The sequence below is a fragment of the Phenylobacterium sp. genome (assembly GCF_041916435.1).
Lineage (GTDB): Bacteria > Pseudomonadota > Alphaproteobacteria > Caulobacterales > Caulobacteraceae > Phenylobacterium.
Window position 1 is genome coordinate 157,903 of sequence record NZ_JAYRZM010000003.1, and the last position, 17,331, is coordinate 175,233.

Genomic DNA, 17,331 nt, shown 5'->3' on the forward strand with positions numbered 1-17,331 from the left:
CGTCCGGTCACCACATGGTCACCACAGCTACAGACCTGGCGTGTCAGGCGAAATGTGCTCGCGATATTCGTCAATCGCCAAGAACGCTTCATGAGCCTTTTGGGGGTCGACCCTGTCCCGCACTACGATCGTATGGAAGTCGATGAACAACTGAGCGATTAGCTCGTCGCCCGTCATCGATCGCACGCGCATGTATGCCGCGCCACCACTGAAGGAAAAAGGAGCAGTCCAGTCAGGTCCGCCGCTTAGGAGCGGTCCAACCTTCACGCATCCTCTGGTTTCGCCGGCGAAGATTTCGCTGTTTGGTGTCCATGCCACAAGCGCTTCCGAGTACTTCACGCCCACCCCCTACGCCGCTTCCAGCGCCTTGATCGCCTGCAGTTCGTCGCGCGCTGCAATGGCGGCCTTGGACAGGTCGTGGGCGGTCTGGAGGTTGATCCAGAACTCGGGCGAGGTGCTGAACACGCGGGCCAGGCGCAGGGCCGTGTCGGCCGTCACCGGCTGCTGCTCGCGCACTAGGCGCTCGATCCGGGTCCGGTCCTTCAGGCCCATGGCGCGCGCCAGGGCGCCCGGGGTGAGCTTGTAGCCGGGCAGGTAGTCCTCGCGCAGGAACTCCCCGGGATGGGGAGCCGGGCTCTCGAAACCCGCGTAGTCGTAGGCCGCGGTCATGGTCTTGGTCCTCAGTTTCTAGGGTCTAGTGGTAGTCGACGAATTCGATCTCGGCGGGCCCCTTCTCGGTCCAGGTGAAGCAGATCCGGAACTGGTCGTTGACGCTGATCGACCACTGCCCCTTCCGGTCTCCGGTCAGCTCGTGCAGCCGGTTGCCAGGTGGAGAACGCAGGTCTTCCAGCCGGGTCGCGGCATGCAGGTAGCCAAGGCGCCGGCGCGTCGCCTTCACCAGATCGGCCGGGAAACCCTTGGGGCTCCTGCCCTCGAAGACCTCCCTCGCCGCTTCCGATTTCCAGCTCTGGATCATGTCGAGAGTGTAGCGCGATGCGCCACACACGCAAGCGAATTGTGGCGTATCGCGCTACAGTTCTAGCGAGACGCCTTGGCCGAAGCCATCGCTGCGCCTATCTTCGTTGCGGCTGATCCACCCAGAGGGCTCTCAGGCCCGTCAGCCACCGCCGGGGCGAAATGTGGAATGGGCTGCCGCCGCGGGGTTTCCGGTCATCCTGACACACGAAAACCGGGCGATCTCTTGAGGCTCCGATGGATATCGAGGCAAAGCTGCGCCAGCTCTTGATGGAGCTCTACGTGTCGAGCGTCCTGTTTCAGGACGAGCTCCCGGAGGCCGAACAGGCGCGCCTTCTAGACACCGTGCTTGCCGCGGCCGAGGGGCGCGAGTTCGAGCTGCTCGGCTTGCCGTTTCCGGCTTAGCGATCGGCCCTATCCGGCCGCCAGAATTTTCGACTTCATTTCCTGGAATTCAGCGTCGCTGATCACGCCATCGTCGAGCAGCTTCTTCGCTTCCTGGATCTCCGACAGCAAACGGCTACGCGCGGCTGGAGCCGGGCGCTCGGCCTGTTGCGGCTGCGTATGGACCACGACACCACCGGCGGCGGCACGGTGCTCCTCCATGGCGCGGACCCGGCGCTTTTCCTCCCACTGCTGTTCTTCGGACTGAGCGTGAGAGTACATCTTCGCCGCAATGTCGCTCGGCAGGCCGTCGACCGCCATCAGCTGGTTGGTGTAGGTCAGGTGGGCGAAATTGAGGTTGGAGCCGCACAGCGAGGCCAAGACGTTCTCCTCAATTGTGACGTCCTTCAGATCCTTCCACTGGATATCGCCCATCTTGAAGCCGCCCAGCAGGCCGCGGCGCACGATGATCACCCGGCTGTTGGTGATCGCCGCAACTGCACGGCGCCGAAACAGGGCGAATGCCCTGAGTTGGATGCCTACCGCGATCTGCGCCTCACCCGGCATCAACGTCGTCGCAACGATCTGCTCAGCCTTCGCTGCTCGCCCGGCGGACCCGGCGAACGTCAGGAGCATCAGCGGCAAGGCGACGATCAAGCCGAGGCCCATGGTCGCGATGACCAGTCCGACCAGCACGCAGATGTACGCCAGGATATTGAAGACGCCCTTCATCGGACCCATTCCCCCGTTTCGTCCGATACTCCTTATTGGGTAGAGATTTACGAGACGTCACAACCAACGCGGGAGGTACGTGAGGCCGCGACCATCGCGGCGCCAGCATTCGCCCCTAGCCGCCATCACCTGGTGCCAGCCACATCCTCTGCATAGCGGCGGGCCGCCGCATCAAGCTTGAACATCGTCTTGGTCCAGCGGTTCAGCGCCGCGGCGAGGGCCGGGGTATCGCGCGCCGCGTGGTGCGCCTCTACCGCCGCCTTGGCCCTAGCGTAGGCGACCGCCGCCGCCTCCAATTTCGACACCGGCCGCTTCGTCCTATCGCTCATGTCATGCTCCCCGCAGCGCCTTCGGCCGGTGATACTACGCCGCCGGCCGAAGGCGCTGCGGCACCGTTCTGGTTCTGCCGGCAGCGACCTCAGGCCGAAGCCGCCGCCCTCTCCATGTCGTCGAGCAACGACCGCAGCGACATGGAGGCGTGCGAGTCCGCGTCGTCGAGGTTGTAGCGCCGGACGAGCGAGGCCTTGAAGGCCAGGCCAGCGGGGGTCGTGGCCCGCATCACGAACGCCCTGCGCTCGAGCGCGTCTTCTTCCTCGACCAGAACGTCCAGGCGCGCCGTGAGCGCCGTGACGCCCGCTGCCCGCCTGGCGGCCTCGGCAGCGGCTTCCCAGCGGTCCCGGGCGGCGATGACCTCCTCGATTCGCGCCGCGAGCTGCCGACGGCGAGCCTCGGTCATGCCGAGCTGGTACACCCCTCGGATCGCCTCGAGCCGCGCGATCGCGTCCGTCGACATCACCGCGCCAATCTTCTCACGGCTCGGGCTGCGGAAGTAGTCGTCGGCGCGCCAGCGCAGGGCGTCAGGCGCGGGCGGCTCAGCCACGCACGCCATGGCGCTCAGCCACTTCGCGTCGAGATCCTCGATCTCGCCCCTCAAAGCCGCCAGGCGGTCACGTAGGACCAGAAGGGGGCCGTCTGCGTCGGTCCTTGTGGTCGCGGACGCTGCGAGCGCCGGCGCGGTCAGGGCGGCGAAGGCTGGGGTTGCGCCGAGCACGTGCCGGCGGGACGGGCGCATGGGGGACACGAACCTGCTCATCGCGCGCTCTCCTGCATCGGATAGTGCTGGACCAGGTGCAGCGGGACACGGCTTGCCTCGTCGACGTCCGGCTCGGTGTCGCTGTCCCAACCCTCGTCGTCGCATTGGCCTCCCTCGTCCTCACAGACGGCCTCGAGGTCGGGATCGCCGGCGAGGAGGTCCCAGGCGTCCAGATCGGCCACGACGGCCTCCACGGCCGCCAGGAGCCGCTCCAGGGCGGCCTCCAGGTGCTTGCGCTGCTGTTGGGTGGTCTGCCGGCGCCGGCGGCGCTCTACGGCAGGCATAGGTGTGCTATTGCGGGCGACAGCCTGCATCGCGATCTCCTCAGTAGATCGTGGTCGGTTAGGCCCGGCGCGGGAGCTGCAACCTTCCCGCCGGGCCGTATTGGTGATATCACCATCGCATGAACGCCGCAAGTCGCGATATCACGAAACGGAAGAGGGCGCCGGCGACCGGCACACCTGTCCTAGTCCGCCTTCAGGCCGATCAGCTTGCGCTTCTGGATCGGTGGATCGCTGGCCAGAGCGAGCCGATCAGCCGCCCCGAGGCGCTCCGCCAGTTGATGATCCGCGGGTTGCAGGTCGAAGGCGTCGGCTGACGCCGACGACGCCTTGATCCCTATCGGCCGTCTGACGGCGCTCTACTTCCTGGGACGGGGCCGCCCCTTCCCAGCCCCCGATTCGCGGCGCCACTCATCGCGGACCTGCTCCAAGGCGATCGCGCCCTCGAACAACTCCGTGCCGCCGGCGCGCTCCTGCGTCAGCTGGCCGGCCAGATTGGACGCCGCCTTCTGAAGGGCGCCCCGCACCATCTGCTTGACGGCCAGGTGCTCCCTCAGGTTCCGGCCGTTGAGCCCTCTGATCACGTCCCGATCCTCCTCGAGTTCGAGCATCCCGCTGAACTCCGCCGTCGGGGGAAGGCCCGTCACGCCCTGGAACGCGCTGATGGCCAGCTGCAGCTCGTCGAGCTGATCGGCTAGCTCCGCCGGCTTCCCGGCGCCCCGAACGATCCGCAGGATGTTGGCCGCCACGGCACGAAGGGCGCGCCGCAGTTCCTGCCTGGCCCGCCCGGCGGCCAGGTCCGCGTCCGAGTTGTCACTGACCAGCCGCATGGCCCACTCCTGTCCCGCCCGGCGGCCATAGCAGCGCAATCAGAAGCCCACGTCACTCCTTCGGCGCGACCACATAGGTGATCGCGTTCCTCATCTGCCCGGTGTCGGTCAGGGGCTTCTCGCTGGTTCGGCCACGGGCCCGGCGCTTCGCGATCGTAGCCGGCGCCAGAGGGGCGAAGGCGCCGTCCGTGATCTTGGCCTTGATCGAATTCGCCGCGGCCATGCCGACGGCGTGGAGGCCCCGGTCCGCGGCATCAGGTGCGCCGGCGAGCACCGCCTTCGCCGTGGCCTTCATCCGACCGGCGATCTCCTCCTTGGCATCCTCAATCCCGGGCCGCATGAACGGTCGGGCCGGAATGTTGGCCGCGGGCGAGCCGTTGTCGTGGATGTAGGCCAAGGCCGCGTTCGTGATGGGCTCTGGGGCGTCAGGATCCGGCTGACGCTCCGTGGTGTCGGCCGGCACGCCGACCAGGACCCGCTTCCGGACCAACTCCTCCAGACCGCGCTTGAACGCCGCCATCCCGTCCTTGGTGACCTTCACTGACATGCATTCCTCATGAGCTGGTCGAAGACCTGCACGCCGGGCCGAGGCGCGTCGTGCAGGCCCCCGAAGAGGTCGCCAGGCCATGCTCAAACCTGGCGATGTGCCGGCCGCGGAGACATTGGAGTTCGCTCCCGCCGGCTGTCGGTGTTGGATTTTCGAGACACTTGCCGACTTGCCTCGCCTGGGCATGATCGAACCCAGGACATGGCCGCACCGACAGCGAGGCGCGGCCAATCTCATCGAGCTACGCCCTCCCTCGATCGATTTGGGCCTGCGGCGCCGGGTCTGTCGCGGCGACGCAGATCATGTCCGTGTAGAAGTCGTTGCCCCGGGTGTCGCCGAAGTGCTCTGCGCACAGGACGCGATAGAAGCCGTCCTCGGTGACGCGAACCCTGGCGCGGAGATTCTCGAATTCGAGCCGCCCTTGGGCCGATTGATCGATCGGCGCGAGCAGGATCGAGGAGTTGTTGATGTGGACCCGCGCGCCCATCCGGATGTCGGAGCGGAGCAGTGAGCGGACCGTGATGCCGCCCTCGGTCTGCTCGGGCCGCCCTATCATGCCCGTCTCGCTGGTCAACACGACCGCCTCGCCGGGCAAGTAGCTCTCCCGAGGCACGAGCTGCAGCACGCCATGCTGGATGCTCCAGTTCGTGTCCGTGGCGTCGGCCAGATCCATGAGCAGGTCCCTGGCCATGCCGTGCATCACGACGCCCCGAGGCAACGCGTCGTCCTTTAGGTTGGCCGGCACCGAGCCTGGCCGAACGCCGTATGGCTTCATGGCCTGAGCAATGGCGTCGAACTGATCGAGCCGGGTCGCACCAGCGGCGAGGCAGGTGTTGACCACGGCAAAGGCGTACGCTTCGTCGCCGTCACCACCGAAGATGTCGAGGTAGGTGTCGACGCCGCTGTCGCGGCCCCGCTTGGTCTGCACGATCGTCCCGTCGAAGATCTTTTCGAACGGACCATCCTCATAGCCCGCCTGGAGCACGACCCGCGTGAACTCCTTCTGGATACGGCCGGCTGTGGCTTCGGAGAGGTTGTAGACCCTGGCCTGCAGCGTGTTCGGGGTCTGGATGTCCCACTGGCGGACCCGGAAGACGATCTTCAGCTCGGACAGGTCCAGCCCTTCCTCGTCATCGGCGACGATGAGCGAGACCTTGCGGAGGTAGAGGTTGCTCATCCGAGCCTCCGCTTGGTGTATCGGATGAGATCGGCATTGACCCTTGCCTGGCCGTCCAGCACTGCACGGCCGGCCGCGACCGGATCCGAGACCCCGTTCACCGTGATCTCCGTCTTCTGGTTCAGTGAGACTTGTGTCCCGCCGGGGCCAGCGCCCGCCCCCAGGGTCGCCTTGGGCATCCCGAGCGCCATGTTCGCCGCGGCGCGGTACAGCGCCGGGCTATAGAACTCCCCGCCCGCCTCCTGACGGGAAATGGCCTGCATCAGCTTGGTAAGCGTGGCCGGGTCCTTGAGGTTCAGCACCTTGTCGGCCGAGACGCCCAAAGCCTTGGCCACCGTCCTGATGTAGGCGCCGGTGTCGTTCTCGCTCGAGGGGGCCCACTTGGAGATGATCTCCCTGATCGTGTCGTCGCCTCGCTTGGCGTAGCCCAGGAGGTTGCGGGCCATGGCGAGCATGCCCGCCTCGACCGTGTCGAACACGGCGAAGCCGTCTTGCGTCGGACGAGATCCCCAGCGTCGCAGGTTGCCCGGGTTGTTGTTGCGGATCGACACCGGGCGTCGACCCCGGCCGCTCGGCATGGGATCGCCTGTCGCGCCTGCAGCGGCGCCAGGGCTTGGCGCCGCCGTGGCCCCAGGGGCTGACGACCGATCCGATGGCGCCGCATTTTCGGCCGCGGCTTCGGCCGGATGGGCCAGAGCCCATCCCGCCTTCTTGGCGTGGCGCCAGGCGCCGGCCCAGTCCTTGCGGAGGAGCGCCGCCACCGCCTTCAGGGCTTCCCCGAGCGCGACGAGGTCGCCGATCGCGCCTTGGACAAAGAGGTGCATGGCGTGGGTGATTTCCGGGCCCCAAGCGGTCCAGAACGCCTGGGCGACATCGCCGATCGCGTCCGTCAGGCCCTTGAAGCCGTCCTGCAGCACCTTGATCGCGCCACGCGCCTGATCGATCTCGGTCTGCCACTTCGACCAGTCGATCAGGCTCTGGCCGCCCTCCCGCCAGGTCATGAAGTCGTCGATCAGCAGGCCTAGCGCGGCGACGAGGCCGAGGATGCCAGTCGCAGACCCGCCGATGACACTGCCCAAGATCCCGACCAGCACGCTGGCGCCTACGCCGAACGCCGCGGTCCGGTTGTTGGCGTCTTGGAGCCAAGTGATGATCCGGTCCGCCGGCCCCTCAAGGATCAAGAGCAGGCGGTCCTTGACCAGGTTCAGGTAGAACAGCAGGTCGCGAAGCCGGACCATCCACCGCTGCGACGCCTCGGCCGCCGCCTCCTGATCGACGCCCGCTTTGGCGGCCATTTCCGCGGCACGCTTCATCTGAGCCGCGAGATCGCCGCGCCTCAGCGCCTGGAGCGTGATCGGATCAATGCCGAGCGAAGTCGCGATCTGCTTGGCGTACCAGTACTGCATGCGACCGAAAGCCTGGCCCAGGTCGCCGACGATGGCGGTCATGTCGCGCAGCCGCCCGTTCGCGTCGCGCGTTTCCACGCCGATGCGGGCCAGGAAGCTTTCGCCGCCGGGGTTGCTCCGCAGGAACTCCGCCACGCTCTCAAGGGCGCCACGCGCACCCTGGGCCGTACCGCCGAGGTTGCTGATCGCCAGATCGAAGCCGCGGATGTTCTCGACTGACGCCCCGATGCGCTGCGAGGCGTAGTAGAGGCTCTCGAACTTGGACGCGACCTGGGTCACGGCGGCCGTCGCCGCAACGCCCATCGCCGCGGCGGTCGCCGCGAACGACTCGATCGCCTTGTACGTGGCGTGGAGCTGGGCGTTGAGCCGCTTCAGGCCGGCCTCGTCGACCTTGAAGCCGACGGAAACGAGGTATTCCCTCAGCACATTGGCGTCGCTCATTTCGCCGCCTCCGCGATCCTGCGCTCGTTCTCATCCTGGACGTCGAGCGCTTGGTTCAGTGTCGCGATGAACTCCAGGTCCACCGAGCCATCGATCAGGCTTTCCGCCCGCAGCACGCCGCGCAGCACGGGCCGGAACAGCCAATCCTCTTTGGTCGCCATGTCGAGCAACGCTACGCCGTGGCTCCCGGCGCCTCCTGCCCCGACATCGAGGCGAGGCCTGAGAAAAAATCGCCGAGGTTCTCCCGGATCACGGCGGCGACGAGCCGCAGCATCGTGGCGAGGTCGATGTCGTCGTACATCAGGCCGCCGTTCGAGGCCTGCACCGGCCCCCAGCCCGCCCCGCCGGGGATCTGGCGCTCCACCGTGCTGAGGCAGGCCGACACGACGTAGTCGGCGTCCGTATCCGGCATGGCGGCCATGGCGTCGCCGATCGGTCCGAGCGCTTCCAAGAGGTTCGCCGTGGCGTCCTGCAGCGCGCCGGCCAGGGCGCCCATGATGGGCACCAGGCGGCGCGCGACGTGGAATTGGCGGCGGGCGTCGAGGCGGCCGATCTTGTAGGTGTGACCGGCGATTTCAATGGCTTCCATGGGTAGATCCCTTTGTCGGTAGGTTGTTGAGATGGGCTGCGCCGCAGTCGTCGGTGGCCCGTTCAGAGATCACGTTGGCCAGGAGACGGCCGACGCTGCCTTGCGGCCGGCGCGGCTCCGCGCCTTCGAAGGTCTTCGCCTGGTCGCCAAGCGCGGCCAGCAGGCCCGACACGCCCGGGCCGGGCGTGAACTCGCCCTGCGCGGCGGCGCGGCGCTCGAGGCGTGCGAGACGGCTTTCAATGGCGCGCGCCATGGTCGTCTCCCCTTTGCGTGGTGTTGAAGATGGCGCCGGCGGCCTCCGCCATTGCGATGGCTTCGCTGATCCGCTGGACTTGTTCGTCGGAGAGGTCGTCGGCCAGAAGCATCTCTTCCGTCACGGCGGCATGCTGGATCACGCGCTCCAGATCGGCGTCCGAAAGCGCGCTGAAGTCGGCAAGCGGCTTCTTGGGTTTCCTCCTGGACAGCGCTTCAAGGCGCGTCAGGCGCTGCATCGTGCTGCGCATCATCGTGCCTCCCCCTTCTCCTCGAGGGCGGCGAGACGCCGATCGATCTCAGCCAACTCGAGCGCGCCGCGCGTCTTCTCAACGATCGCTGCGAGGGCCTGACCTTCCTGCGGCGTCACCTCGCCAGCCGCGACGGCCTTGAACACGGCGGCCAGCGCCGCGGGCACGTCCGCCGGGCCCGAGATCTTGGGCGCCCTGAACCGCACGGCACGATCGCGCCGCGCCGGCGCCAGGCGGTCGATGCACATCTTCAGAGCCACGACGTCGCCGGCCAGGGCCATATCGATCGCCTTGCGGGTCAGCTTCTCCGCCTCGCCATCGAGCAGCTCCTCGACAGCCAGCGTCACCTTGTGGCGGGCGCCCTTGGGCTTGCCTGGATTGCCCAGTGCGAAGGGCTTTCCCCGCGTATTCGCCGCGCTATTTCGCGATCCCGCGTCGCTCATCGCGCCCCCCCGGTTGATGTCCCAGATCCGGGGCCGTGGTGACCGGGCGGTGACCCAAGCCGGCCGCCTGCCGGTCGGCGCCGGCAACAGCGACTGGAATTCCTTGTGTTCCGCCACGGGAGCCGGGGGCCGTCGACGTCCTAGATGAGGACATCGAGGCCCGACCAACGCGCCCGAGCACACACACGCTCGATGGGTGAATCCCAAGCCCGATCATAGTGGCCACCCTCGCGTGCGCGTGCACGTGCGCGCGTACTGTGCCCAAAGACCTCCCATGACGCTCATGCCGCCTCGTCTCCGTCCGGCTCGCTTACTGGAGCGGGCCTGGGGAACGTGACGACGGGTGTGGCCTTCAACTCGTCGCCGTCTTCAGGCGCGGCGGCGTCGGGATCGGTCACCAGGGCTTTGCGGAACGCTCCCCACATCTCCACGCGCTGCTGGCGATGCCATGGCGTCTCAACCCGATCGGCACCGAACTTCATCAGCTCCCGTTGTTCCGGGGTGAAGGGGAAGCTGCGCATCCCCTTGCCGTCAAAGAAGGGGAGGTAAGAGGCGCTACCGATGCCCCGCAACAGGCGCGAGACACGGTGAATCGTCTCTAGAGCGGTCCGGCCTTCTTCAGTCAGCCGGGCGATCTGCCTGCCTAAGACGAGATTGACGATGACGCGTTGGACATCCACACCGGCCTCATCCACCTCCTGCTTCGCGGCCTTGAGTTCCTCCTCGAGGACGCCGATCGCGGTGCGGGCGATTGCGAGAGAGGCTTCGGCCTCGGCCCGGGCCCGGCCCGCCTCCGCCGTCTCGATCTTCACCGTGTCGACGGAACGGCCGGCGGCAAGGGCAGCCTTGATCAGCTCGGCCATGGTTGCGCCCGAGTTACGCTCCGCTTCCTGGGCCGCCTGGAGGCGGACCTGCGCCGACGCCTCGGCCTCACGCGCCCCCTCGAGCACCGCCTCGGCCTTTTCGACCGCGGCGATCGCAGCGTCGCGGCGGGCGTGCGCCGCGACGAGGGCCTCCCGAGCCTCCGGCGACATCAGGCCGCCCCCTTGCCGGGGGAGCGAGGCCAGAACGCCCGATTGCGTGCGTTGATCTCCCGGAGCTGCGCTGCCGCGGCGTCGTGCTGTCGGCGAGCGGCGCGGTCCTTGGTGGCCTGGTCGCCGTTCTCGGGTGCGGCTGCCTCAGTGCGCTCCAGGCCATCATAGACCTGGCCCGTGTCCACCCCGGCCATCGTCACCGACACGACGAGATCATTGCCGTCTTGTTCGGCGCGATAGGTGATTCCGGGCGAGGCGCGGAACCGGGCCACCTCCACTCTCACCGTCGGCGCCTCGTCGCGGGCCGCGCGGCGCGCGGGCAGCCGCGGAGCGGCGTCGCGGGTCTGGACGCGAGTGAGCGGATCCCTGCTGCGGAATCCTCGGACGATCTTGGGCTTCATGGCCATGTCAGGCCTCCTTCACAGATTGAGGGGGAGTGGTTCGGTGGGGCGAGCCTGCCTGGAGATCGATGCGACGCAGGATCTCGACGGCGGTTGCTCGCGCCGCCATGGCCTGCTCGGCGGCTCTGGCGATGCGCTGCAGCTCGGCAAACGCGCCCCGACACGCGGCGAGCCATTCGCCCGGCGCCGGGGCGAACTTGGTGTCGGATCTCAGGATCCGCTCGCGCGCCTCGGCGACCACGGCCGGCGGAAAGCCGTCACGGTATGCGAGGTCGATCAGCGTCTCTGCGTAGACAACCGGTGCTCCGGCGCGTCCGGGTAGGTAAGCTTCGACCAGAGCGCCGACGGCCTGGCTGATGGCCGTCTCGCTGGCCGCGGCGCCCAGGGCGCACTTCGCCAGCTCAACCACCTGCCCCAGCCGCAAGTCGCTCGGCAGCCGCGCCAAGCCATGGCGGATCAGCTCAGGATCGTCCTCCGGCTCGCGCCAGCGGCTCAGCGCTGCTTCGGTGCGGCGCTTCAGCAGGTCCTCGAGCGGTTGCGACGGCCACGGCGTCATGCGACGGGCCAAGGCCTCCCATGAGCCATCTGGACTTGCGATCGAGCGCCATGCTTCAAACGGCTCCCGCGCAGCCGCCATCTGCCGGATGCCGGCGCGGATCGCCTGACCTGGCCCCGCGAGCTGGGGAGCGGCCGCGGCCGCGCGCGGAGATTGAACGGCGACCCTAGTCATCTCGGGCCACCGCCATGGCTGCGAACAGGGCGCCACTCGCCGCGGAGGGGCGCCGCCGCGCGTGATCCTCGGCGGCTCGACGCGACCAGTTCCTCCAGGTCGCTTCCCAATCGAGCTTTCGGCCCTTGGCGCCGGGCTGGGCGCCCCAGTAGTCGCGGAACTTCGAGGCCTCCAGCTCGACCACAGCTGCGGTCAGGCCAAGCGAGGCGCCGAACTCGTAAGCGTCATCCGGAGGTGTCCAGTCGGTCGGGAGGCGCGTACCGCGCGGCTCGGCGCGCGCGGGCCCTCTCCCGGTTCCAATATCGGTTCTATTTGACCTCTTAGGGTGCAGCACATGCACGGGGGCAAGTGCAGATGCTGCACCTGCGTCCGACGAAATCTGCACCTGCCCCCGTGCAGCATCTGCACCTTGGGGGGGTGCAGCATCTGCACCTGCGTCCGGCCGGACCTCCAGCTTGAGCGCGATTTCGTCGCTGGTGCGTCCCCCGTCGCTGGTGCGGAACCGGCGCTCGCGGGAGATCACGCCAGCCCACTCGAGGAGCTTCAGCGCACCGATCACCGCGCGCCGGCTCAACTGCGTCCGAGACGCGATCGTGTCCACGCTGAGCGTGACGCCCGTGCCGTCTGGGCGCGCAGCCTCGGCCAAGACCATGAGCACCGCCTTCGCCGCGGCGGGGCTGGAAAAGCCCTCGGCGCCCGCCTGGGGATGCTGGGGAATGTGGTGGAGCGCGGCGGCGCGCGAGGCCTGCCAGCTCATCGTCCGCGCCCTCCGCAGAGAGTTGCGCCCGACGCGTCGATTGCATAGGCTTCTGTGGTCAACCGCCAAGCTGACACGACCGCAAGGTCTTGGGAGGCCGCTCTGTCCTGGGGCGGCCTTTCGTCGTTGGGAGTCAAACATCACCCCCCCATCGCGCGGTCGAAGTAGTAGTCGGCCCGGGCCCGGTAGATGTCGGCCAGCCCACGATACGCGGAGGTGTCCAGCACGCCGGCGCGGCGCTGATAGCGAAGCGCCTCGTCCCAAGCGTCGTGCCGGGACATCGAGGCTGCACGGGCCAGGTGGTCGATCCCAGACAGATCACCGCGGGGACGGTGCGCCATGGTCCGCAGGTCCACGACCGCGGCCGACACCAGCTCGGGATAGCCTATGGGGCTCAGGCATTCTCGCTCGCGCCGGATGTTCGGCGGGAGCGGGCGGCCTTCTGCGGCCGTCGCACGGTGCGGCGCCATGGTCAGGCCGCCGCGCGTTCAGAAGTCGAGACGAGACACCTGTTCTCAGCCCATTCGAAGACACCGCTCTTGCGGTACCGGATTGCACGGCCGACCCTCACAAACTGAGGACCGCCGCCCCTTACCCGCAGATTCCGTAGGTGGCGCTCCGACACGTTCAGGAGACGCGCGGTCTCCAGAGTGTCGAGATAGCAATCTTCCGCCCCACCGAGAGCCGCCGTTGCTTCTCGCATTCTTGCACTCCCTCCAACTCAACCGGCCCATCCGGTTGAAGCAATGGAGCGCAAGCGTGCCGCTCTATGCCGCTCGACGTAATGACGACCGTCCAGGCGTCACGAACGTCATGGCGACCGTGACGAATGTCAGGCGCCAGGTTTCAATTTGCGAATGGACCGAAAGATCGAGCTGACGTCGCCTCCGATCCGATCGGCCACCGTTCGTGCGACCCGATGCGGGGCCCAATCGGGGTTCTGACGCCAGATCTCCTCGGCAACGGCCAGCCTCTCCCAGTTCGTTCTTGCTCGCGACGCCGCTTCGGTACGCCTGCGGCCGTTCTGAGATGGGCCATTCTCTGGACGGTCTTCAGGTGCACGCCTCGCTTGTATGCCCAACCAAAAGCCGGCCCCCGCAGCTCCGTTTGCTAGTTCAAGGACGAGGCGCAGACGGGGCCAATCGTCCTGAAGGCTATCCACCAACTGATTAAGCGCGGCCGTGGCTTCAATCGCCGACTTGGCAGCAAGGCCTTCAGGTCCTTGCAGGGCAAGAAGCGGGTGCGAGACGTGGCTTGGGTGTGGAAGTTCGATCACGCTCGCCTGATGGCAAATTTTGTCCTCGACGAACGAATAGAACCCCTCACCGAGTTCGTTGAGGTCGCCAGCTTCACGGTCCTCCCATTCCTGCAATAGCTCCATGTCCAGGTCATAGAACTCATCAGGATCCTGGGATTCAGGCCGCGCGCTCATGGCTGACCGACCTTTCTAATTGGGTCGACCTCGGCCGCGGTGCCCGCGAGCGCCGCCGCTACTTGGCTGGAGATTCGATCAGCAGCAGTCTGCAAGGGGTCATCGGCAAGGTGAGCATATCTTGCTGTCGTGGCGACGTGAGAATGCCCTAGGAGCTTGCCGATCAGGGGCAGCGCTTGGCCGCCGGCAAGGCCGATGCTGGCGAAGCTGTGGCGCAGGTCGTGGATTCGAACATCGTCCAGCCCGGCTCGCTTCCGAACCCCGACCCAGGCCCAGTCCAGGTTTCTGACCGGCAGCGATGGATCGCGGGGATCCGGGAAGACGTGGGGGCTCTTCGTCCTGACAACCTGGCTCAACACCTCCAACGCTGCGGCGCCAAGCCTGACTGGCCTGGGGCCGGTCTTGCTGTCCTCGAGCCGCAACAGACCGCGCTCGGCGTCGACCTCGGACCAGCGCAGCCGTGCGATCTCATTCTTCCGGGCGCCAGTGAGGGCGAGGAGCCGGATGATCGCCACATGCGCCGGCAACGCGCCGTCGGCCTCAGCGGCCGTGAGTGCATCACCCAGCCGCCCAAGTTCGGCCGGCGATAGGAAGCGCTCGCGACGAGTGTCGGCGAACACCTTCACGCCGACACACGGGTTCTCCGCACATAGCTTCCGCCCGATCGCGAACTTGAAGACGGCGCCGAGTAACTTGACCGACTTGGTCGCTGCAGTTTGGCCACCTCTGGCTCGGCTGCCAGGCTCCTTCGTCTTGTCGCTGCAATCGCCCAAGTCGGCGACCGGCGCAGCCTTAGGTTTGACGCGACCAGCCGCGATGTCGGCCATCATCCGCTCGACCTCGCCCTTGCCCAGCTCGGTGATCTTCCGGGCGCCGATCAGCGGCTTGATGTGGCCGTTGATCCGGATCCGATCCAGCGCGATCGTGCTGGCCTTCTTCGTCGCCACGCCTTCCTTCAGGTAGAGATCGCAGAGCTCGGCCACGGTCAGCGCTTCACGCGCCTTCGCGCGCTCAGCCTGGGGGTCTTGTCCGAGCTCAACCTGCGCCAGGATCTCCTCGGCCTTCGCCCGGGCCTGGTCAGGCGTCAGCTTCCCGTAGCTGCCGATCTTGAACTGCCGCCGCGTGCCGCGACGACCGCCCCCAACGCGATAGCGAACAATGAAGGTCTTGGAGCCGCTGGGCTCGACGCGCAGGCCGAAGCCCTTGAGGTCGGCGTCCCAGATGATGAGGCGCTCGGCCTGCTTCGTCACAGCATCGACTGTGCGCTTCGTCAGGCGGGCGACCCGCCCCTGTTCTTTCGCCATGCCGCGCCACCGCCAAGTTTACCGGTCACCACGCGGTCACCACAGTCGAGGTGACCGCTGTTCCGCTACATGCCGCATGGTACCGGCGAAAGACCTTGAAGATCAACGGACACATGACGCCCGTTCCGCTCGGTGCCGCCCTAAGCCTCCAGCTCGATGTCCCAGTAGAGGTAGTCGAGCCAGCTTTCGTGCAGGTGGTTGGGCGGGAAGCGGCGGCCGCGGTCCTGCAGTTCGTGGGCGGTGGGCCGGCGGGGACGGGCGAAGGGGTGCATGCCCGCCTCGCGGGGGGTGCGCCCGCCCTTGGTCAGATTGCACGGCGCGCAGGCGGTGACGATGTTCTCCCAGGTGGTGCGCCCGCCGCGCGAGCGGGGGATCACGTGGTCGAAGGTCAGGTCCTCGCCCGCCGAGCAGTACTGGCAGGAGAAGCTGTCGCGCAGGAACAGGTTGAAGCGGGTGAAGGCCGGCGGCCGGTCCTGGGCCACGTAGTGCTTGAGGCAGACCACGCTCGGCAGGCGCATTTCGAAGGACGGCGAGTGGACGACCTGATCGTAGGTGGACACCACGTCCACGCGGTCGAGGAACACCGCCTTGATCACCTCCTGCCACGGCCATAGCGACAGGGGATAGTAGCTCAACGGGCGATAGTCGGCGTTGAGCACCAACGCGGGCCAGCCGGACGGCGGATGACTAAGCACCTGCATGGCCGGCCCCCGGAACGGGCCCTGACGGCCCTATGGGATACGCGTGAAGACTGAAGACCAGGCCCCCTTCCGCGAAACGCCCTCCGGGGTTCGCAGGCTGCGAGCCTCGGCGCACCAGGAACATAGGAGCGATTCGACGACAGCTCCATGACCCAGGCGCCACAGCGGCGCGAATGTCGCACGGTGCGCGCCGCGGCGGCGGTCAGCCGCCGACGACGGCCACGGCGCCGGCCAGGGCCAGGCTGATCAGGACGAGCGCGACGGACGAGACGGCGTCGAAGGCGCGTTCGAAGCGGGGGAGCGATTGGACGGACATGGGAGGTTCCTTGAAAGCGGGGGTTGGAGCGGGGCCGGCTCAGGCGCCGACCACGGCGACGGCGCCGCCGAGGGCCAGGCTGATGAAGACCAGCACGACCGGGGAGACCAGGTCGGCGAGGCGGCCAAGGCGGGGGCTGCGGACTTGAGACATTTTCGTTTCCTTTTTCGTCTGACGCCCGAGGGCGTCGGCTCGTCCATCTGGACAGCGTTTAGATAGCACTTATCTGAGCAGCGTAAAGATATAAATTTACGGCGTATCGATATGCAGAAATGCATGGCTGGCCGCCGGGGGACTTGGGAAAGCTGGAGGCCAAAATGAGAAGGGGGCCCCGAAGGACCCCCTTGGCGGACTTGTTCTGGAGAGATCGGGCTTAGACGCCCAGGCTCAGCACGCCAGCGGTCAGCGCGGCGCCGAGGGCCAGGAACACCGGGGCGGCGGCCCGGTCGAAGACCCGTTCGAAAACGGAGAGACGAGCGAGAGACATGACACACACCTTTCAGTCGGATCCCCCGGGGGAGCGGGGGTTTGATCATTTGAACGGTGCTAAGATAGCAATTATCTAAACGGCGTCAAGATATCTTTACGGCGCCCAGATTGAGATTTAGAGTGCCTGCCATGAGAGAAACTGCAGCCGCCGAATCCAGGCCCTATCACCACGGCGACCTTCGCCGCGCCCTGATCGACGCCGCGCGCCGGCTGCTGGAATCGGAAGGCCCCTCGGCCCTGTCGCTGCGGGCCGTGGCGCGGGAGGCCGGCGTCAGCCCGGCCGCGCCCTACCACCACTTCAAGGACAAGGCCGAGCTCTTGGACGCCGTGGCGCACGAGGGCTGGGAGATGCTGGACGACGCGCTGAAGGCGGCCGGCGGCGGCGCGCGGTCGGTGCGCGAACGCATGGCCTCGCTGGGCGTGGCCTATGTGCGCTTCGCCCGGGGCAACCCGGCGCTCTATCGGGTGATGTACGACCAGTCGCGCGACAAGGCCGCCCTGCCCGAGCACGTGCACGCCGACAACGACAGCGCCTATTGCCGGGTGCGCGACGCCCTGGTGGAGGCCGGCGCCGATCCCACCGACAAGATCGGCCTGGAGCTGGCCACCGTGGCCTCCTGGTGCGCCGCCCACGGCCTGGCCGAGATGGCCAGCTTCAAGCAATTCGAACACCTGAAGACCGAACTGGGCGGGGAGGAAGCCTTCCTGCGCGGCGTGTTCGAACACATGGGCCTGTTCGCCAGGGGCCTGGACGACTAAACCCGGC

Annotated in this window: 27 protein-coding genes; 2 read left to right on the plus strand and 25 right to left on the minus strand. The window is 67.3% G+C overall.

From position 1 onward, the window contains the following. Nucleotides 1–27: 27 nt before the first annotated feature. The 3 genes from ACE3TA_RS09075 to ACE3TA_RS09085 are packed head-to-tail and all read right to left on the minus strand — an operon-like array spanning nt 28 to nt 1,006. Nucleotides 28–339 (minus strand): hypothetical protein, encoded by a 312-nt coding sequence (locus ACE3TA_RS09075; RefSeq protein WP_374572764.1) that lies wholly within the window; start codon nt 337–339, stop codon nt 28–30. Between the two features lie 9 nt (nt 340–348). Next, nucleotides 349–669, minus strand: a complete 321-nt coding sequence (locus ACE3TA_RS09080; protein WP_374572766.1) for a HigA family addiction module antitoxin — start codon at nt 667–669, stop codon at nt 349–351. 25 nt (nt 670–694) lie between these two features. Next, on the minus strand, nt 695–1,006 hold the full coding sequence (locus ACE3TA_RS09085; RefSeq protein ID WP_374572768.1) for a type II toxin-antitoxin system RelE/ParE family toxin: 312 nt from the start codon (nt 1,004–1,006) through the stop codon (nt 695–697). Nucleotides 1,007–1,212: 206 nt separating this feature from the next. Here ACE3TA_RS09085 and ACE3TA_RS09090 point away from each other — a divergent pair, with 206 nt between their 5' ends. After that, complete coding sequence (locus tag ACE3TA_RS09090) at nt 1,213–1,380, plus strand: hypothetical protein (protein ID WP_374572770.1); 168 nt, start codon at nt 1,213–1,215, stop codon at nt 1,378–1,380. A 9-nt stretch (nt 1,381–1,389) separates the two neighbouring features. Here the strand turns inward: ACE3TA_RS09090 and ACE3TA_RS09095 are convergent, their stop codons facing one another. From ACE3TA_RS09095 to ACE3TA_RS09200, 22 genes are all read right to left on the minus strand, one after another. Continuing rightward, on the minus strand, nt 1,390–2,091 hold the full coding sequence (locus tag ACE3TA_RS09095; protein WP_374572772.1) for an SHOCT domain-containing protein: 702 nt from the start codon (nt 2,089–2,091) through the stop codon (nt 1,390–1,392). A gap of 125 nt (nt 2,092–2,216) precedes the next feature. After that, nucleotides 2,217–2,420 carry a hypothetical protein gene (locus ACE3TA_RS09100; RefSeq protein WP_374572774.1) on the minus strand — a complete coding sequence of 68 codons (204 nt, stop codon included), beginning with the start codon at nt 2,418–2,420 and terminating at the stop codon, nt 2,217–2,219. A gap of 89 nt (nt 2,421–2,509) precedes the next feature. Next, nucleotides 2,510–3,184, minus strand: a complete 675-nt coding sequence (locus tag ACE3TA_RS09105; RefSeq protein ID WP_374572776.1) for a hypothetical protein — start codon at nt 3,182–3,184, stop codon at nt 2,510–2,512. Further along, nucleotides 3,181–3,468: a hypothetical protein gene (locus ACE3TA_RS09110; protein ID WP_374572777.1), complete on the minus strand. Its 288-nt coding sequence runs from the start codon at nt 3,466–3,468 to the stop codon at nt 3,181–3,183. Before ACE3TA_RS09110 ends, ACE3TA_RS09105 begins: the two co-directional genes overlap by 4 nt. A 356-nt stretch (nt 3,469–3,824) precedes the next feature. Further along, the gene (locus ACE3TA_RS09115) at nt 3,825–4,295 is read right to left on the minus strand and encodes a hypothetical protein (RefSeq protein WP_374572779.1); all 471 of its coding nucleotides are present in this window, start codon (nt 4,293–4,295) and stop codon (nt 3,825–3,827) included. Between the two features lie 52 nt (nt 4,296–4,347). After that, nucleotides 4,348–4,842 carry a hypothetical protein gene (locus tag ACE3TA_RS09120; RefSeq protein ID WP_374572781.1) on the minus strand — a complete coding sequence of 165 codons (495 nt, stop codon included), beginning with the start codon at nt 4,840–4,842 and terminating at the stop codon, nt 4,348–4,350. A 241-nt stretch (nt 4,843–5,083) separates the two neighbouring features. Next, the gene (locus ACE3TA_RS09125) at nt 5,084–6,019 is read right to left on the minus strand and encodes a hypothetical protein (RefSeq protein WP_374572783.1); all 936 of its coding nucleotides are present in this window, start codon (nt 6,017–6,019) and stop codon (nt 5,084–5,086) included. Then, a complete protein-coding gene (locus ACE3TA_RS09130) occupies nt 6,016–7,866 on the minus strand; it encodes a hypothetical protein (RefSeq protein ID WP_374572785.1) in 1,851 nt (616 codons plus the stop codon). The genes ACE3TA_RS09125 and ACE3TA_RS09130 overlap by 4 nt, the downstream gene beginning before the upstream one ends. After that, nucleotides 7,863–8,027 carry a hypothetical protein gene (locus tag ACE3TA_RS09135; RefSeq protein ID WP_374572787.1) on the minus strand — a complete coding sequence of 55 codons (165 nt, stop codon included), beginning with the start codon at nt 8,025–8,027 and terminating at the stop codon, nt 7,863–7,865. Before ACE3TA_RS09135 ends, ACE3TA_RS09130 begins: the two co-directional genes overlap by 4 nt. Before the next feature lie 11 nt (nt 8,028–8,038). Beyond that, nucleotides 8,039–8,455, minus strand: coding sequence for a phage tail assembly chaperone (locus tag ACE3TA_RS09140; protein ID WP_374572789.1), 417 nt, complete (start codon nt 8,453–8,455; stop codon nt 8,039–8,041). Continuing rightward, nucleotides 8,442–8,708, minus strand: a complete 267-nt coding sequence (locus tag ACE3TA_RS09145) for a hypothetical protein (RefSeq protein ID WP_374572791.1) — start codon at nt 8,706–8,708, stop codon at nt 8,442–8,444. Before ACE3TA_RS09145 ends, ACE3TA_RS09140 begins: the two co-directional genes overlap by 14 nt. Then, on the minus strand, nt 8,692–8,961 hold the full coding sequence (locus tag ACE3TA_RS09150; RefSeq protein ID WP_374572793.1) for a hypothetical protein: 270 nt from the start codon (nt 8,959–8,961) through the stop codon (nt 8,692–8,694). Before ACE3TA_RS09150 ends, ACE3TA_RS09145 begins: the two co-directional genes overlap by 17 nt. After that, a complete protein-coding gene (locus tag ACE3TA_RS09155) occupies nt 8,958–9,401 on the minus strand; it encodes a hypothetical protein (protein WP_374572795.1) in 444 nt (147 codons plus the stop codon). The genes ACE3TA_RS09150 and ACE3TA_RS09155 overlap by 4 nt, the downstream gene beginning before the upstream one ends. Before the next feature lie 281 nt (nt 9,402–9,682). Continuing rightward, nucleotides 9,683–10,435, minus strand: coding sequence for a hypothetical protein (locus ACE3TA_RS09160; protein WP_374572797.1), 753 nt, complete (start codon nt 10,433–10,435; stop codon nt 9,683–9,685). Beyond that, the gene (locus tag ACE3TA_RS09165; RefSeq protein WP_374572799.1) at nt 10,435–10,842 is read right to left on the minus strand and encodes a hypothetical protein; all 408 of its coding nucleotides are present in this window, start codon (nt 10,840–10,842) and stop codon (nt 10,435–10,437) included. The genes ACE3TA_RS09160 and ACE3TA_RS09165 overlap by 1 nt, the downstream gene beginning before the upstream one ends. A 1-nt stretch (nt 10,843) precedes the next feature. Further along, on the minus strand, nt 10,844–11,404 hold the full coding sequence (locus tag ACE3TA_RS09170) for a hypothetical protein (protein WP_374572801.1): 561 nt from the start codon (nt 11,402–11,404) through the stop codon (nt 10,844–10,846). A 154-nt stretch (nt 11,405–11,558) separates the two neighbouring features. Beyond that, nucleotides 11,559–12,323, minus strand: coding sequence for a helix-turn-helix domain-containing protein (locus tag ACE3TA_RS09175; protein WP_374572803.1), 765 nt, complete (start codon nt 12,321–12,323; stop codon nt 11,559–11,561). A gap of 140 nt (nt 12,324–12,463) precedes the next feature. Continuing rightward, nucleotides 12,464–12,793 carry a hypothetical protein gene (locus ACE3TA_RS09180; protein WP_374572805.1) on the minus strand — a complete coding sequence of 110 codons (330 nt, stop codon included), beginning with the start codon at nt 12,791–12,793 and terminating at the stop codon, nt 12,464–12,466. A 2-nt stretch (nt 12,794–12,795) separates the two neighbouring features. Next, nucleotides 12,796–13,026 (minus strand): helix-turn-helix domain-containing protein, encoded by a 231-nt coding sequence (locus ACE3TA_RS09185; RefSeq protein ID WP_374572808.1) that lies wholly within the window; start codon nt 13,024–13,026, stop codon nt 12,796–12,798. Between the two features lie 129 nt (nt 13,027–13,155). Continuing rightward, the gene (locus ACE3TA_RS09190; protein WP_374572810.1) at nt 13,156–13,755 is read right to left on the minus strand and encodes a hypothetical protein; all 600 of its coding nucleotides are present in this window, start codon (nt 13,753–13,755) and stop codon (nt 13,156–13,158) included. Further along, the gene (locus ACE3TA_RS09195; protein ID WP_374572812.1) at nt 13,752–15,059 is read right to left on the minus strand and encodes a tyrosine-type recombinase/integrase; all 1,308 of its coding nucleotides are present in this window, start codon (nt 15,057–15,059) and stop codon (nt 13,752–13,754) included. Before ACE3TA_RS09195 ends, ACE3TA_RS09190 begins: the two co-directional genes overlap by 4 nt. Nucleotides 15,060–15,199: 140 nt before the next feature. Next, nucleotides 15,200–15,760 (minus strand): HNH endonuclease, encoded by a 561-nt coding sequence (locus ACE3TA_RS09200; RefSeq protein ID WP_374572814.1) that lies wholly within the window; start codon nt 15,758–15,760, stop codon nt 15,200–15,202. Nucleotides 15,761–16,694: 934 nt separating this feature from the next. On the opposite strand from ACE3TA_RS09200, the gene ACE3TA_RS09205 reads away from it, so the two are divergent. Continuing rightward, nucleotides 16,695–17,324: a TetR/AcrR family transcriptional regulator gene (locus ACE3TA_RS09205; RefSeq protein WP_374572816.1), complete on the plus strand. Its 630-nt coding sequence runs from the start codon at nt 16,695–16,697 to the stop codon at nt 17,322–17,324. The last annotated feature ends 7 nt before the right edge of the window (nt 17,325–17,331 follow it).

Bases quoted from the DNA above. Each gene is read 5' to 3' on its own strand.
- ACE3TA_RS09080 (WP_374572766.1), bottom strand. From the start codon at position 669: ATGACCGCGGCCTACGACTACGCGGGTTTCGAGAGCCCGGCTCCCCAT.
- ACE3TA_RS09090 (WP_374572770.1), top strand. From the start codon at position 1,213: ATGGATATCGAGGCAAAGCTGCGCCAGCTCTTGATGGAGCTCTACGTG.
- ACE3TA_RS09095 (WP_374572772.1), bottom strand. From the start codon at position 2,091: ATGAAGGGCGTCTTCAATATCCTGGCGTACATCTGCGTGCTGGTCGGA.
- ACE3TA_RS09100 (WP_374572774.1), bottom strand. From the start codon at position 2,420: ATGAGCGATAGGACGAAGCGGCCGGTGTCGAAATTGGAGGCGGCGGCG.
- ACE3TA_RS09105 (WP_374572776.1), bottom strand. From the start codon at position 3,184: ATGAGCAGGTTCGTGTCCCCCATGCGCCCGTCCCGCCGGCACGTGCTC.
- ACE3TA_RS09110 (WP_374572777.1), bottom strand. From the start codon at position 3,468: ATGCCTGCCGTAGAGCGCCGCCGGCGCCGGCAGACCACCCAACAGCAG.
- ACE3TA_RS09115 (WP_374572779.1), bottom strand. From the start codon at position 4,295: ATGCGGCTGGTCAGTGACAACTCGGACGCGGACCTGGCCGCCGGGCGG.
- ACE3TA_RS09120 (WP_374572781.1), bottom strand. From the start codon at position 4,842: ATGTCAGTGAAGGTCACCAAGGACGGGATGGCGGCGTTCAAGCGCGGT.
- ACE3TA_RS09125 (WP_374572783.1), bottom strand. From the start codon at position 6,019: ATGAGCAACCTCTACCTCCGCAAGGTCTCGCTCATCGTCGCCGATGAC.
- ACE3TA_RS09130 (WP_374572785.1), bottom strand. From the start codon at position 7,866: ATGAGCGACGCCAATGTGCTGAGGGAATACCTCGTTTCCGTCGGCTTC.
- ACE3TA_RS09135 (WP_374572787.1), bottom strand. From the start codon at position 8,027: ATGGCGACCAAAGAGGATTGGCTGTTCCGGCCCGTGCTGCGCGGCGTG.
- ACE3TA_RS09140 (WP_374572789.1), bottom strand. From the start codon at position 8,455: ATGGAAGCCATTGAAATCGCCGGTCACACCTACAAGATCGGCCGCCTC.
- ACE3TA_RS09145 (WP_374572791.1), bottom strand. From the start codon at position 8,708: ATGGCGCGCGCCATTGAAAGCCGTCTCGCACGCCTCGAGCGCCGCGCC.
- ACE3TA_RS09150 (WP_374572793.1), bottom strand. From the start codon at position 8,961: ATGATGCGCAGCACGATGCAGCGCCTGACGCGCCTTGAAGCGCTGTCC.
- ACE3TA_RS09155 (WP_374572795.1), bottom strand. From the start codon at position 9,401: ATGAGCGACGCGGGATCGCGAAATAGCGCGGCGAATACGCGGGGAAAG.
- ACE3TA_RS09160 (WP_374572797.1), bottom strand. From the start codon at position 10,435: ATGTCGCCGGAGGCTCGGGAGGCCCTCGTCGCGGCGCACGCCCGCCGC.
- ACE3TA_RS09165 (WP_374572799.1), bottom strand. From the start codon at position 10,842: ATGGCCATGAAGCCCAAGATCGTCCGAGGATTCCGCAGCAGGGATCCG.
- ACE3TA_RS09175 (WP_374572803.1), bottom strand. From the start codon at position 12,323: ATGAGCTGGCAGGCCTCGCGCGCCGCCGCGCTCCACCACATTCCCCAG.
- ACE3TA_RS09180 (WP_374572805.1), bottom strand. From the start codon at position 12,793: ATGGCGCCGCACCGTGCGACGGCCGCAGAAGGCCGCCCGCTCCCGCCG.
- ACE3TA_RS09185 (WP_374572808.1), bottom strand. From the start codon at position 13,026: ATGCGAGAAGCAACGGCGGCTCTCGGTGGGGCGGAAGATTGCTATCTC.
- ACE3TA_RS09190 (WP_374572810.1), bottom strand. From the start codon at position 13,755: ATGAGCGCGCGGCCTGAATCCCAGGATCCTGATGAGTTCTATGACCTG.
- ACE3TA_RS09195 (WP_374572812.1), bottom strand. From the start codon at position 15,059: ATGGCGAAAGAACAGGGGCGGGTCGCCCGCCTGACGAAGCGCACAGTC.
- ACE3TA_RS09200 (WP_374572814.1), bottom strand. From the start codon at position 15,760: ATGCAGGTGCTTAGTCATCCGCCGTCCGGCTGGCCCGCGTTGGTGCTC.
- ACE3TA_RS09205 (WP_374572816.1), top strand. From the start codon at position 16,695: ATGAGAGAAACTGCAGCCGCCGAATCCAGGCCCTATCACCACGGCGAC.